This is a genomic window from Agathobaculum sp., assembly GCF_022775115.1.
Lineage (GTDB): Bacteria > Bacillota > Clostridia > Oscillospirales > Butyricicoccaceae > Agathobaculum.
The window spans coordinates 22,063-36,205 of the sequence record NZ_JALFLA010000021.1 but is presented as its reverse complement, the minus strand read 5'-3'; the positions used below and the strand labels follow the sequence as shown (position 1 = coordinate 36,205).

12 protein-coding genes are annotated in these 14,143 nt (G+C 60.4%); all 12 read right to left on the bottom strand.

Features of this window, described 5'->3' with window-relative positions; translation table 11 throughout:
* Positions 1 to 5 precede the first annotated feature (5 nt).
* The 12 genes from MR935_RS03030 to MR935_RS02975 all read right to left on the bottom strand — a co-directional run bounded on the left by MR935_RS03030 (position 6) and on the right by MR935_RS02975 (position 14,115).
* The gene (locus MR935_RS03030) at positions 6 to 2,624 is read right to left on the bottom strand and encodes a hypothetical protein (RefSeq protein WP_290570927.1); all 2,619 of its coding nucleotides are present in this window, start codon (positions 2,622 to 2,624) and stop codon (positions 6 to 8) included.
* A 30-nt stretch (positions 2,625 to 2,654) separates the two neighbouring features.
* A complete protein-coding gene (locus MR935_RS03025) occupies positions 2,655 to 3,359 on the bottom strand; it encodes a hypothetical protein (protein ID WP_290570925.1) in 705 nt (234 codons plus the stop codon).
* 20 nt (positions 3,360 to 3,379) lie between these two features.
* Positions 3,380 to 3,583, bottom strand: a complete 204-nt coding sequence (locus MR935_RS03020; protein ID WP_320767085.1) for a DUF6760 family protein — start codon at positions 3,581 to 3,583, stop codon at positions 3,380 to 3,382.
* A gap of 2 nt (positions 3,584 to 3,585) precedes the next feature.
* Entirely contained in the window at positions 3,586 to 3,948 is a 363-nt protein-coding gene (locus tag MR935_RS03015; protein WP_290570921.1) for a phage tail assembly protein, read from the bottom strand.
* A 124-nt stretch (positions 3,949 to 4,072) separates the two neighbouring features.
* The gene (locus MR935_RS03010; RefSeq protein ID WP_290570919.1) at positions 4,073 to 4,567 is read right to left on the bottom strand and encodes a phage tail protein; all 495 of its coding nucleotides are present in this window, start codon (positions 4,565 to 4,567) and stop codon (positions 4,073 to 4,075) included.
* Between the two features lie 36 nt (positions 4,568 to 4,603).
* On the bottom strand, positions 4,604 to 6,310 hold the full coding sequence (locus tag MR935_RS03005) for a phage tail sheath subtilisin-like domain-containing protein (RefSeq protein WP_290570917.1): 1,707 nt from the start codon (positions 6,308 to 6,310) through the stop codon (positions 4,604 to 4,606).
* A gap of 90 nt (positions 6,311 to 6,400) precedes the next feature.
* Complete coding sequence (locus MR935_RS03000; RefSeq protein WP_290570915.1) at positions 6,401 to 6,784, bottom strand: DUF4280 domain-containing protein; 384 nt, start codon at positions 6,782 to 6,784, stop codon at positions 6,401 to 6,403.
* 17 nt (positions 6,785 to 6,801) lie between these two features.
* Positions 6,802 to 7,578, bottom strand: a complete 777-nt coding sequence (locus MR935_RS02995; RefSeq protein ID WP_290570913.1) for a hypothetical protein — start codon at positions 7,576 to 7,578, stop codon at positions 6,802 to 6,804.
* A 45-nt stretch (positions 7,579 to 7,623) separates the two neighbouring features.
* Positions 7,624 to 8,199, bottom strand: coding sequence for a DUF4255 domain-containing protein (locus MR935_RS02990; RefSeq protein WP_290570911.1), 576 nt, complete (start codon positions 8,197 to 8,199; stop codon positions 7,624 to 7,626).
* Positions 8,200 to 8,218: 19 nt separating this feature from the next.
* Positions 8,219 to 10,810: a hypothetical protein gene (locus tag MR935_RS02985; RefSeq protein WP_290570909.1), complete on the bottom strand. Its 2,592-nt coding sequence runs from the start codon at positions 10,808 to 10,810 to the stop codon at positions 8,219 to 8,221.
* An 18-nt stretch (positions 10,811 to 10,828) separates the two neighbouring features.
* Entirely contained in the window at positions 10,829 to 12,871 is a 2,043-nt protein-coding gene (locus MR935_RS02980) for a TolC family protein (RefSeq protein WP_290570907.1), read from the bottom strand.
* Between the two features lie 20 nt (positions 12,872 to 12,891).
* Positions 12,892 to 14,115, bottom strand: a complete 1,224-nt coding sequence (locus MR935_RS02975) for a hypothetical protein (protein WP_290570906.1) — start codon at positions 14,113 to 14,115, stop codon at positions 12,892 to 12,894.
* Positions 14,116 to 14,143: the final 28 nt, after the last annotated feature.

Here is a 14,143-nt window from a genome sequence, read left to right as displayed (position 1 = left end):
CATCCTTATCTGCCGCGCCGTGCACGCTCCAGGCGAAGGCGTTTTTCCATTTGGCTGTACACCTTGTCCGAGATCGCGCCAAGCTGCCGCGCCAGTGTGCGCTGGATCAGCTCGGTCACATCCTCGCCCGTCCGCTCGATCGTTTGGTGCACGGTCTGGTCGATCTCCCGCCGGTCGACCCGCTCGTGCTGCTCGGTGCTTTGCGTCTGTTCGATACGGCGGAGCGTTTCGCGGCGCTGCTCCATCTGCTCGATCAGCTCCTCGGAGACGGCAGACACCGCGGTCTTATGCGTCAGCTGCACCGGCGGCGGCGTGCGCGCCATTCCCTGCTCTGCGGCATCGCCCGCGCGGCGCACGGACGCATGGTGCATGACCTCACGCGCCGCGCCGTGAATCAGCGCGTCCTGCGGCGCGTCTTGACCGCGCGGCGGGTGCCCGGACGAAGCGGCAGCCTTCTCCCGTGCGCTCGCCGTATCCATGTTGAACGCCCCCGGACTTACCGTATGCAGTATGGTCGCTGCCTCAACTGTGGGGTCGGCCTGATACCGCATGACGGCTTCCAGCATCCGCCGTGTCGGCTCGTCCGCCTGCTGCAGCAGTGTGCGCGCATCAGGCGACAGCACCAGCGCATCACGCTTTTCCTCCGGCCGTGCCAGTACATCCCGAAGCATCTGCTCCGGTTCATCCATCGCGCGCAGCGCATCGTCGATGACGCGGCGCGTATCACCGCGCCGTATCATCGTGCTCTGGTTTTGGACTTGCTCGATACAGGCGCGCTGCACCCGCTCGAGCATCTCCCGGTTGTGCCGGTCGATCAGGTCAAGCTGCTCCCGCAGCGTTTGGGTATCCACCTGCCGCACCTGCCGCTCCTCCCGCTGCTCCTGCGTGACTGTCTGCTCCGAATGATACAGCGTTTGCTCGCTGCTGTGCTCGGCCGTGTGCTCGCTGCCGTATACAACGCGCAGACTGCGCATACGCTCAAGCACCTCGCGTGTTTTTCGGTCAAGCAGACTGCTGCGCTCGACGTCGTGCCGCTGCTCGGTCTGCTCACGCGCGGTCTGCCGGGTCGCCGCCGTATGCAGCGTTTCGGTCAGGATGCGCTGCATATCCTCCGCGCTGACCGTATCGCTGTGCTCAAGCAGCTCCCTTCGTTTTTGCTGATAGCTGCGCTCGAGCATCGTGCGCGTCGTTTCATCCAGTCGGTCAAACTCCGCGCGGAGCAGCTCGGTCTCGGTCTGCGCGCTGTCATGCAGCAGTAGCAGGGACACATCCTGCGGCGCTTCCGTCGCGGGGTGTGCGCCGCTGCCGGTGGACAGGCTGCCCGTCAACACAGCCAGCCGCTGCGCAAACTGCCCGGCTGTGCGGTGCAGCACCTGCACCGGCGCATCCTCCATGCGCTCGATGGCGAGCAACGCGCGCAGCGTTTCGGCAAGGTGCGCGGGGGGCGTCTCGGCCTCCGGCCGTTCATCCCCCGTCTGCCCCAGCGTAAGCGACAGCGCGTTCATCGTTTGCCGCACAATCTCGTCTCCGCCGCGCTGCACGGCGGTACTCTGCCGCTTGTCCGTCCGCTTGATCAGCTGCCGCAGCAGCGCGTACTCCTGACGGTACAGGCTGTTGCGGCTCTCATCCGCGAGCAGCGTGTCTCCGTCATACCGCCGCGCGCCCTCATGCCAGCTTTCAAAGCGGAACACCGTATTGTCGATCGACTGCTGAACGGCCTGCCGCAGGTCTAACCAGAAGTCGCTGTGCTGCACGCTCCGCCGCACAGCAAGCGTCATCGCCTTGTCCACCGTATTCAGCAGAACGGCAGCCGCGAGCTGCGCGAACACCTGCTCCTCATCCTCCGGCGCGGGCAGCAAATCGCCCCGCTCATAATGATTGCACACATGCTGCAAGGTCATGGATTGGCCGCGGTCGACCGTCTGCTGGCGCAGCTCAGCCAGCCGCAGCAGCTCGCTGACACGGTACTGCTCGGCAAGCGCCAGCTCCCGCATCTCCACCACATGGCTGGCGGATGATGTACTCGTCAGCAGCGCGGACACCTCGCGGTAAACCGCGGCGGTTTGCAGGCGGCGGTAGATCGCGCTGTGCAGAAAATACCGCTCACGCGCGGACGGCTGTTCGTCCTGCGCTGCGTCCGCCGCCGGTGCGTTGGCCCGCGGACTGTTTTGCGGCGCGGCCTGCCGCAGCGTGCTGTGATACGCCTGATACAGTGCTGACAGGCTGCTGATATGCGCGCTTTGCTCGGACAGCTGCCGCACCTGCCGCATGAACTGCCAAACATCGGTGATACCGACGCGGCGCAGCATCGTGGTGATATACACACTGTCCTGATAGGTAAAGGGCGTATGCTGGGTCAGCAGGATGCGGTTGACGATTTGCGTGAACAGCTCGACAGTCATGCCGTTTTGCACTGAAAGGCTGTTCTGCGTCACGAGCGTAGTCATGCCGCCCTGCTCCTCCGGCGCTTCCGGCGTGCCGCTGAGCAAAAACAGCAGCTCCTTGGGTGTAAACTGAGTGGAAAGCAGGCTGTAATTGTCCCGTATACGCTCGCCAAAGCCGTTCTGCACCGAAATCATATTAGCCGCGCTTTGCAGCCGTATCGGCTCTTTTACAATCAGCACTGCTTATTCTCTCCCCTTTCCTTTACCCGCCTATCCTTCTTCGTCCGCCGCACCATCCATGCCGCTTGCGGCGGCCTTGTGCGCGTCTTCAAACGCCTTTTTATCCTCGGCCAGCTGGTTTCGCTGGCTGAGCGAGCGCTTGGGGTCAGGATCCTCCGGCATATAGGGCAGCGCCTCCGACCATGGCCCATTGAGGCACACCATCTCCCGGTATGCGATGGTCGTCGTTTCGACAAACAAGCCCGACCGGTCGGCGCTCATCTCGCCGTGGGTCTTTTTGGTCACTGTGCAGCCGGTGAAAAAATATGTGCGGGCGGAGGCGAGCGGATAAAACTGCCCCGCGTTGCGGCTGACGATCAAAATGACCGGGAGCAGCAACTCGGCGCCCAGCGGCAGGGGGTCGATATAGTCCACCCCGATATAGCGCTCGACCTCAAAATAAAACGGCTTGCTGATCGGCTTGCGGCGCATATGCACATAGTCGTTCAGGCCGCCCTCCTGTATCAGCTCAAACTCCAGCTCCTTGGAGAAGGCCTTGACCGACTTGCAGGGCAGATCCATGATCCCCTCGACCCGGAGCATGAAATTATAGCTCGGCACCGGGCTGATGCCCGCGCTGCATACCAAGCTGTTTCCCGTCGAGATATCGCGGCTCTGCGCGGAGGCCACGCCATACCGCTCCTCCAAGCCTTGGGGCTCTGTCGGCTGCCCGCCGCCCGTCGTTTCGTCCGGCATGGTGCTTGCTCCTTTCCGCGCTATCTGCCGCGCCTGCCAAATTCAAGGATGCTTTTTTCCTTTTTCTTGTTTTCCGAGGGGGTCAGGCTGCTGTTGATCTGCGAGATCTCCTCACACCAGCGCCTGCGGCTGCTGTGATCAAGCCGCATCACATCCTCGCTGCTCCAATGGAAGTAATACGAGATAAAAGACATCTCGCGGTACAACTCCTTTTCCGGGTACAGCCTTACCCCTCTTGTGTAAAATTTATCGGCGCTTCAAACACCTTGCCGCAATCCGGGCAGACGACGGTCATGGTCGGCGGCTCGATATTATTGATCCGCTGGTACATATCCTGCAAAAACGCGAGATCGGCGGTGAAAAACCGCTCGATGATATTGGGTACGATGGCCTCGACGCCCTCCAGCTCGGTGATCACGCTGGCCAGCACCACGATCGTCAGATAAGAGGGGTTGCTGAGCACGCGCGGGTCGCGCGTTGCGCTGATCTCGTCCCCCGCCGTGGCCAGCCGCATCTTGCCCCGCCGATGCACCGCACCGGTACTGTCCACATAACCCTTGGGCAATTCAAATTCATATACCGTAGTCATTCTGCGCTACCTTTCTGCTCTGCGGCAACCGCCGCGCTGTTTTTTCCCAACCGCCGTCTCTCCTGCGGACAACGCCGCCGGCGGCCGGAGCACCCGCCCCGGCCGCTCACAGCGCTGCGGCGCGTCAGTTCGGGATGACAAGCTCCTCGTACGCCAGCTCGACCGACTCGATGGCAACCTCGCTGGTCGAGGCATTCAAATCGGGACCGGTATACTTGCACACCCATGCGTCCTTGAGTATCCAAGTGAGCGTCGAATCCTCGCCGTCCGACACCGCCTGCGGCGCGTCCTTGGAGACGATGTCGATCAGCTCGATCACCACATTGTGGCGGATGCCCTCCTTGCGGCGCTCGGAGACGCACTGCTGTATCCAAGTCTTGAAATCCTGTGCGCGCGTGTAGCCCATTTTCAGCGTGATATTGCCATGCTTGACCAGACCGGGGATCTTGACCGGCGCGAGTGAGCCGGCATTGCCCTGCCGGAACTCGATCACATCCACCGTTGCATCGACACCGGTGACCTCGCTGAACGCGGCAAAGCCGCTCACCGAGTCGACAGTGACGACGAAGTTCATTTTTGTAAGCGGATAGTACATACCCGAAGAATTCAGTACAGGCATTTAGTTATTCTCCTTTTCCATGTATTCCAGACTGCCTTATTCCGCAGCTTCTCCGCCGCCGGCCTCAGCCGTGAACTGGGTGACGCGGAAAATGACAAACTCGGCCGGGCGGCTCGGCGCGATGCCGATCTCGCAGATCAGGCGGCCGTTCATGATATCGTCCTGACTCATCGTAGCCGGGCCGATATTGACAAAGAAGGCTTCGCTCGGCGTGTCGCCGGCCAGCATACCCGAGCGGAACATGGTCTCGAGGAAGGAGGTGACCGTCATCTGCACCCGCCCCCAGAGCGAGGAGTTGTTCGGCTCAAACACGACCCAGCCTGTTGCGTTCTTGATCGACTGCTCGACATAGATGAACAGCCGGCGCACGTTGACATATTTGAACGCCGCGTTGCTCGACGCGGTGCGCGCGCCCCAGACCCGGATACCCTGCCCAGGCAGCGCGCGGATAAGGTTGATGCCGCGCGGATTGAGGATATCCTGCTCCCGCGTGGTGTAATAGGTGGATAGGCCGGAGCAGTTGACCGTCTCGTTGGCGGGCGCTTTGTGCACGCCGCGCGCAACATCCGTGCGCGAATACACGCCGCATACCGCGCCCGAGGGCGGGACAAAGCCGGGCTTTTTAGCGACCGGGTCATAAACCTGTATCCACGGATGATACATCGCAGCGTAGCTCGAGTCGATCATCTCACGGTAGCCCATCAGATCATCGGTCTTTATCATGTCGCGCGGCATGTCGATAACGGCAAAGCGGCTCTTTTCATTTTCACAGTGCGCCACGAGCGAAACGATGACCTCCGGCATGGTGACGCCGGGCACCGCCATGATGCTGACGACTGCGTTTTCCAAAAACGCCTGAATGCCGGTACGCTTGGTCGGCCCGCCGTCCACACCGATATACACGCCCGCGTTGATTGCGGAGAGTGAGCCGTCCGAGCCGCCGGCCAGCGTGACCGTGCCGCTCAGCTGCCCCTCGCCCATAATGGCCGAAACCGGGTTTTCCAGCGCGTCACTTTCATCCAGCTGTACCGATACCAGCTGGCTGCCCGCCATACGGCGCGGCATATAGTTGGCAGAAAGCGGATTGAGAGACACGCCGGTGTAGCTTTCTGTCTCGCCGTCCGCGCGGACGGTCACATCCATCTCGAGCGAGTACAGCACGGTTTTGGGCACAAGGTCGATATCGACCGGTTCGCCCTCAAACGGCTGTTCAAAGGTGACCGAGGCGTCGAAAATCGAAACGATGCGGTTGACCTTGCCGGCAAACTCGACCAGATCGCCCTCTCCGAACCCGGCCACCGACTTGGCGGTGTACACCGTGTCGCTTTCCTTGGCGATCAGCTGCATTTTGCGGCGGTTGGCACTTGCCAGGCTGATGCGGATGCGGTTGCCCCAACGTCCCTCGTTGGCCGCGCTCACCCGCAGGATGCCCTGCTCGGCGAAGGCTACCGAAGCGTCCTCCGGCACGACGCGCGCTACATAGCAGCGTGTGCCGCCGTTTGCAAAGAACTGTTCGACGCTGTATGCCAGATAGCGATAGTCCCCGTGAGAGTACTCGCTCAGGTAACCGCCAAACTGGCGCAGAAAATCCGCAAAGCTGGTCACAAGGCTGGGCGCGCCGATCGTCGGCCCCTTGACCGCCATGCCCACAAAGCCCGCCGTCGAAGTGCCGACGCCTTCGATCGCGCGGGGTGAGGAATCATATTCCTCCACATAAACGCCGGGAGATAAGTATTCAGCCATCTTGTTTCTGGTTTTAAGCGCGTTGTCTTAAAACCGGCCTCCTTTCTATATGTTCATTTTTTATAATGAAACGCAATGGAACAAACGATGCTAATAATTGACAATCGCTTGGCCGGGGGAAATCACGCGCAGGCAGCCGCCATACGCGCATGTCAGAGTCGCCTCGCTCGAGAGCGCCGGCATCCCGCCGATCAGCGGTGTACCTGCGCAGCTCCAGACACCCATCGGAGCGGGAACGCAAGGCATAGGGGTGAGCACCCCAAGTGCCGCCGCTGTTGCCGCCGCGACCGTGGGGTTGGCAAGCGACGTGCACATCCCGCAGGGTGTGATATTGGTCACCGGCGCGGCGTCCATTATCGTTGCTGCCGGTCTGCCGCCGGCCAGCACCATCATTTGCGAGGTGACGAGAATCTGTCCCGGTGATGAACCCATCGTGCATTGCACCGCAGCCCCCGCAACCACCGCTGTCGCCATAGAAGCGTCCCCTCCTTTCAGTCTTCGCCTGCCTCCGCCGCTGTGGGCGGAGAGACGAGCGTCATGGTATCCGGCAGCGCAAAATCGACCGTTTGGAAGAATTCTTCTCCTTCCCTGCGCCAGCGAACCAGCCAGCGCGTGCGTGTGCTGTCCTCCGGCACGCGAAAGACATATTCGCCCGACCGCCGCACCGCGCCCAGCACGCGCCGCGCCACCGGAAAATGGTTGCCGAACGGCCTTTGCAGCGGCGCGGCGAGACGAAATTTCTCACCGCTCAGATGCTCTGTGATCTCGATCGGCTCATATCTGCAAGCATCCGGGTCGACCACCGCGTAATAGGTACGGTCGAGCACCAGATGGTGCGGATTGAATAAATGGAATATCTGCCGCCGCTCGTCAAATGCACGCGCGAGGCAGGTCTTATCACCCATGCGCACCGCATCGAGCTGCTCTATCCCGTCCAGCACGCCGGACAGCGTACAGCATGGATACCGCGCTGCGTAGGTCTCATCCGGTATCAGGTGCAGCTCGACCAGCGGCGGACGCTGCGCCAGCTGCTCCGCGGAAAGCTGTACGGTTTTGGGTAGAAAACGTGTTGTTTGCACGGTAAACGTGCAGTCCTGCGCGGAAAAATCCGAAAAGACCAGCATACCGTCCGGCCGCTGCATCGGATGCACCCGCCCGCCGTCGCGCACGAATGTACCGCCCGCCTGCACGATTTCCTGCCCGGTGGCCGTGTCAATCAGCCGCACGATCAGCCCCGCCCTGTGCCTTATGACTACTGGTTGCTCCATTACCAGCCTCCTTCTCCTTCTGTGTGGGTATCAACCCGCCCGCTTTTAGCGGATATTCAGACGAATCTCTGCATCGATCACGCGCGGCGTGTCAACTACGACCTCGCTGGATAGGAACACGGGTGCAGCCTTATAAAACAGGCTGACCTGATAGGGCTTGTTGATCGCCGACCAGACACGAACCTTTTCTTCCAGGCTCATCCGGGCGGGCGACAGCACAATAGGCGGCTCGTCATCCTCCAGCCATGCTTGCAGCGTCCGCGGCGAGACGACCGAACGGTCATTTACGATCTGCGCCGCCCTGCCGATGATCTTCTGCATATCGCCGCCCTTCAGTCCCATCTGCGAGGAGCCGTTCAAAAACAGCATATAGTACAGGCTGTATGGATGGGACGGCCTGCGCAGCCGTGTGCGGCCGCTGTGCACCAGCGCGGGCACGGCGACCTCACCCTCCTCACGCACATCAAAGAGGTACAGGCCGAGGATATAGTCCACATCGCTGTCCGCCGGGGTGGATATTTCAATGTTATTGGGCGACGGGATGGGCTCCGGGCACATTTTTTCCCGCAGCATACGCACGATATAATTGGAAACATCCGCTATAATCGGATAATCTGCCACGCTGCATCTCTCCCTCCTGTCAGCCGGCCAGCAGCGCGGCCAGCAATTGGCCGGCCGCAGCCGTCATTGTTTCGTTAAGCGCCACAGCCAAGTCCGTGCCAAAAACCGGCTCGCATTGTGTACCGAACTGCTCCATCGCGTAATCCTCCGGCACATAGATGGCGTTTTTATATTTGGTCGGTCTGGACAAGTACTCGACCTTGTCCCCGGTCTTATCCCGTTCGACGATATCCGAATAGGCCGAGAAGGTGTAATAGTCCAGCCCCCGCGCGAGTGTTGCCGCCTGATAGCGGTTGTTCCACACATGGCGCATGCCGCTGGCTATGCCGAGCACCTGTGTTGGGATAAAATCGGCCACACCGTCGCTGAGCGCGCCGAACACATACGGGTTGCCAACGGCCAGCGCACGGTTTGCCGCTGCCGCTGCCTCGGTCTGTGCATTTTTTGAGCCCGTCTGAACAGCATAGGCCGACAGCGCCGCCACACGCGCGACTGCCTGCTGCTCCGCGTCCAAGCCGCTCAGTGTGGCACCGTCCAGCAAGGCGTTCAGCGCATCCACCGGGCGGTCGGCGCGCAGCGCATCCTCATACGCCAAAGCGCCGTCGAGAATAAAGCCCTCGACCAGCTCGAGCGCGTCGTTATAGCTGTTGTCGCCATTGACATCGCGCGCAAACGCCATTTTGCCATGCAGCTCCTTGAGCACCGGGAAAACCGCAGCCGCGTTGCCGTCCAGCAGGCTGCCGAGCGTGCGCAGCTTGTCGGATAGTGTGCCAAGCGCAGCCTTATCGTTGTTCCCGGTATCAATGATATCTGCGCACTCCTTTTGCAGCGTGCCGATCAGGCTGCCGACCGAGCCATCAGTCATCACTGCCCTCACCCCGGCCAGCTCGGCATCCAGCGCGTTAAGCTGGCTTTGCAGCTTGGCGGTATCTGCGTCGTCGCCCGCTGCATTGATCTGCTTCTGCAAATCGCTGCGTTGCTTTTGCAGCGCAGCCAGCGCGCTGCTCTGCTCGGCTTGCAGCGCACCAATCGCCGTATCCAGCGCTGCGATCTGCTCCTCCAAGGCCTTTGCACCGGTCAGATCGTTTTTATCCAAGGCGCTCATCCGCTGCATTTGCAGGCTGCTTTTTTCGGCCAGCTTTTTGTCAAGCTCGTTACCGCCCGCGTTTTGCTCGAGCGCGCGCTTTTTTTGCTGCAAAAACGCAATATGTGCGTCCACCGTGCCGTCCATTTCCTCCGAAAAATCGTCATCGGCCACCTTATCGTGGTAGGTCAGCGCCTGCTCCAGCCGTGTATCGAGAAAGCGCATTCCCTCCGCATTGGTCAGGCGCAGACATGCTGCTTCGATATACGCTTCCAGCTCTGCGCGGGCGGTATTTGCCTTGCTGACGCCCTGCTTACGCAGGCTGGCCAGCAGCGCCTGCGCGGACTGCCCGGCCTTGGCCGTGCGGTACTCAGCCGTTTCGCCGCTTTGCAGCACGGCCACATACGCATCGGCCGATTTGGGCAGCAGCACATCGTTCAGCTCGCCCAGCTCGGTCTCCCGGTCGACCACCGCGCCCTTTTGGATGTTGCCCAGCGCCAGCAGCTTGGCCACGACCACATCACACGCGCTGTGATTGTCTGCCATGGCCTCCACGATGAGCTGCTGGGACAGGCTGTAAGTCTCCTCGCTTGCGATCGTCATCCCCGGGTCGAGCAGCTTGCCCTCATATTCGATCAACGCGCTTGTAATATTGGCATAGCTCTCGTTTGCCGCCGCCTGCAGCGCGCTGTCTCCACCCTCCGCCGCGACGGTCTCGCCGTCCTCATTCTGGGTGTCCGCCATGCTGGTCAGCTCGGCAAGATAGGCCTTCAGCTCGGCTTCGACGATGGTGTACACAGCCACGCGGCGCTCGGCATCCGCCGCATCCATCACTCTCTGCACCGCATCCATCTCCTCCGCGCCGCCGTCATTGTCAGCCAGCACATTATAATACCGCTGCAATGCAGCCAGCCATTGGTCGGCCTGCCCGGTCGTATCGTTATGCAGCTCGAGCGCGTAGATTTGCTCGATGCGATCTATTTTTTTCCTGCCAGCAGCGCTGTCCCGCTGCTGCTCACGCAGCAGCTCATACTGGTTCCTCAGCGGAAACAGCTCATCCAGCCCTTCCAAATTGTAGGGGTCGTTGATATCCTGCAGGCTGACCTGCTGCCCGGTGCGGAGTGCGTAGGTCTTACCGTCCGATTTGGTATGGTGCGTCAGGTACAGTCCGGTCAGCGCGTCGGGCGGTACCGGCGTGCCACCTGTTGTGATATCAGCAAGGCTTGCGGCCGTTGTGATATCAAACCAGGCGCCATCAGCCATCTCCGACTTGTAATAGACGTTTTGCTGACCGGACTCCTCCGCCGACTTGCGCGCGGTCGCGTAAATCGCGTCGTTCAGTGCACTCAGATGGATCAGATGTGTGCCGACCAGCAGCGTCGAATCTTCTACACCGCTGTATTTTGCTGCGGTAAACTGCACCGCCTGTTCCTCATTCCACACGGCGCTTGACATCACGCCCGCCACGCTGGCCGCCAGCACAGCCGCCAGCACGATAAACCAGACGAGCCTTTTTCGTTTGTTCATGGCAGCCTCCTTCCTTGGTCATTCTGCCGCACCGCGCCAGACTGTCTGCCCGTCCTCACGCAGGTATGCGGTGTACAGCTCCTGTTGGTTTTGGTCATACAGGATGACCGAGACCTCCTCGATGCTGTTTGCCAGCATGGTCAAATAGCGAAACGCATCGTCTATCGCAACCGGCTCAGCCGAGCCTACCGGCTCGCCGCCGCGGTACACAAGGCGGAAATACCGCGCCCCTTCGACCGCGTTGATCGACAGGGTAAGCTCGGTCATATGCAGCGCGCCGACCGGCCGTGATGACAGGCTGTATGTCCCGATCTTGACCGCCTGCTCATCCGGCTCACGCGCCGAGAAAACGTCCAGCGTGTCCCGCGGCACGCGCGCGTCGATCTCGCATTCACCGACAAAGCGCTCCCCATCAAACAAGCGGACAGTTAAAACTGAGGTCTCTCCGTAATCGAGCGCCAGATGACGTATCTCCTGCCCGGCCGGCGTCTTCTCACCGATCTGCTGTCCCTCATACCATAGTTCGAAGTCGGTCACCATCGGCTCATAGCCTTCAGGTATCTCGATGCCGAACGTGAACACCATATCCTCCACCGAGGTATACAGATGATAATATGCGCCGTCCGGCGTGTCGATCTCAGCAAAGCTGTCCGCCGCCGCGCCCGCGTCCGCCGACAGGCTCTCCCCTTTGAAATATTTGGTCACAGCGCCGCAGGTCAGCCGGTCGAAAGCATAGAGCAGCTCATTATAGGCCGCCAACTGCTCCATCGCCTCCATCTGCGCCTGCCTGTACTCAGCCTGCTTATCGCTGAGCTCCTCGTAGGTCGTTCTGCCCATACGGTTGCGCGCAAGCAGGCGGCTATAATCCGCCTCCAGCTCCGCAACATTTTGCCGCACCGCGCGGTAAGCGTTTTCGGCCGACACGATATTTTCATACTGTACGGCGACCTCCTTGCGCAGCGCCCTCTCGGCCGATTGCTGGTCGGTCTTTGCGTTTCCATACTCCATACAGGCCGTGTACAGCGCATACATCTCATCCTCTATGTAGCGCGTGCCCGATATCTCACCCTTGAGCCACTCCTTGGTAAAGCGCAGAAACAGGATGCGGAACTCCCCCGCCCAAGGACGATCCAGCTCGGTCAACATCTCCCGATACGCAATCTGAAAGGCCGCGTAGTCGATATCTTGTCCCTGCTTTGCGGCATTGACAAAGGGCATGATACGGTTCATCTTGCCGCCATATTGGCTTTTCATCAGGCTTTCATAGGCGTTCAGGTTGAGCCGCGCCGTTGAGGCCGTCATTTTGGCCGCATAGTATTCGTGGTCATTGTCCAGCGTGTAGGCGGTGATGCTCTCAAGCTGCTCCCGCGGGATGGCTGCGGTGAACATGTTGTTTTGCAGGGTGTGGCCGGTCGTCACATCCATGCCGATTACATCGGACAAGTCGCTTTTGGCAGTCTCGAAATGGCGCAGCTGCGTGGCAAGCTCGTTTTCGAGCGTGCTGACCGTCTTTTCCATCTTGTCGATATCGGCCTGTGTCGCCTCGCCGGTACGCAGGCGCAGCCGGTTACGCGCCAACTCCTCCCGTGCGGTATCCAGCAGCTGTGCTGTAAAGCCGGTCTTTTCCTGCAAGACATATGCCTTCAGATAGGCGTTATTCGCTTCCAGCAGCGCCGCGTACCGCAGGTCGCTCAGCTTATGCTGCATAGTCGTGATATCCGCCTGCAAGGTCAGCGGCTTGATATTCAGATCATACTCCTCGGTCAGATTCAGCGCCTCGGGAAATTTGAAGGAGAGCAGCGGCGTCCAGCGGAAGGAGCGCAGATTTTTCACCTTGGCCTTGATTGCAGCGACCGCTTCCACATATTTCATCTTTTGCAGCGTGAGCGCGTTGCTTTGCTTTGCGATGTCCCTGCTGCTCGACACGGCAAGCTGCTGCGCCTGCGGCAGGGACAGCGTTTTATTTGCCGCCGCCGCATACGAAGGACATATGACCGCCGCCAGCAGCGCACCCGCCGCGCCCAGTGCGGCAAGCCTGTGCAAAATATGAACTCCCGCCATAGGACGCCTCCTTTCTTTGCCTATTCCGCCTTGGCGATCGAATAAAAATCAAACTGCTCCCCATTTTGCCGGTCGACATAAAACGTATACAGCAGGCCGTCCCGCGAAAAGGAATAAATATAAGCCAGATACGCCCTGTCATATGAGTGGACGGTGATCGCCTCCTCAAAGGCGGCTTCGCTTTCCATTTCCACCCGGCCAAAGCGCAGTGCACCGTCACCCTCCAGCAGGTTGATGACAACGGCCTCGGGCAGCAGCACGGGTGTCTCACCCTCGTACTCGCTCAAGCCGAGCTGCGCGGCGGCCTCACTGACCGTCCTGCACAGCTGACCATCCAGTAGCAGCTCACCGCGCGGGATGAACACCGTGTCAATCTTCCATTCCGGTTCGAGCGAATTTGAGCCGTCCTTCAGTCCACAAACCACGCCGATTTCGCGCATATCGATGCAGGATTCGCTTTCTGTCGTGTACAGCAGCTGCGCACCGATGTACATCTGCGCGGCCTCGGCCATCGTCTTGCCCAAAAGCTCGTCAAATACGATCGCACCGCCGCGAAAGCTGCCGTTGTAGATGAGGTTTCCGCTTGCACCATACAGCTTGCCCGCGCCCATGCGCTTGCCGCGCGAATACGCCCCCTCGTATTCCAGTGTGCCATTTGCACGGTAATCCTTGCCCATGCCGTCGTACAGGTTGTCTACAAAATTACCGGTATACCGCACGCCCCCTCCCGGGTAATACAGCGTGCCTGTGCCGTTATATTTGCTGTTGGAAAACATGCCCTCGTAAACCAGCGCATCGCTGCTGTTATACAGGCTGCCCTGCCCTTCTGCCGCGCCGCGCTCGACCGCGCCGACATAAGCGACATGCCCGTCCCGCGCGGTCACGCGCGCCTGCCCGTTGTAAAACTTGAGCAGCAGCGAGTCATACCGGTAGGTGGGGACAGCGCCTGCGTCCCGGCGCGGGATCAAATCGGCGGCGACCCGCCACAGGAGCAGCAGGCAGCAGACACACAGCGAGATCACAAGGGCATAGGCCAACCGTTTACTGACCAGCCAGCGAAAGACCGGATAATAATCGTTCTTGTCCCTTGGCCGAACATCAAACAGCCTGCTGAAGAACTGCCGCGCCTTGGCAACGACCTTGGTCTGCCAAAAGGACAGCGTGAACAGCAGTCGTACTCTGTTCCAAAAAGCGGTCGCCTTTGCCCGAAAGGCGGAAAACAGCGTGTCGAATATTCGTTTCAAGGCGCTGTCCCCTCCCTTCCTGCCGTCC

Excerpts from the sequence above, each read along its gene's own strand:
- MR935_RS03025 (WP_290570925.1), bottom strand. The coding sequence starts at position 3,359 with ATGCCGGACGAAACGACGGGCGGCGGGCAGCCGACAGAGCCCCAAGGC.
- MR935_RS03015 (WP_290570921.1), bottom strand. The coding sequence starts at position 3,948 with ATGACTACGGTATATGAATTTGAATTGCCCAAGGGTTATGTGGACAGT.
- MR935_RS03010 (WP_290570919.1), bottom strand. The coding sequence starts at position 4,567 with ATGCCTGTACTGAATTCTTCGGGTATGTACTATCCGCTTACAAAAATG.
- MR935_RS03005 (WP_290570917.1), bottom strand. The coding sequence starts at position 6,310 with ATGGCTGAATACTTATCTCCCGGCGTTTATGTGGAGGAATATGATTCC.
- MR935_RS03000 (WP_290570915.1), bottom strand. The coding sequence starts at position 6,784 with ATGGCGACAGCGGTGGTTGCGGGGGCTGCGGTGCAATGCACGATGGGT.
- MR935_RS02995 (WP_290570913.1), bottom strand. The coding sequence starts at position 7,578 with ATGGAGCAACCAGTAGTCATAAGGCACAGGGCGGGGCTGATCGTGCGG.
- MR935_RS02985 (WP_290570909.1), bottom strand. The coding sequence starts at position 10,810 with ATGAACAAACGAAAAAGGCTCGTCTGGTTTATCGTGCTGGCGGCTGTG.
- MR935_RS02980 (WP_290570907.1), bottom strand. The coding sequence starts at position 12,871 with ATGGCGGGAGTTCATATTTTGCACAGGCTTGCCGCACTGGGCGCGGCG.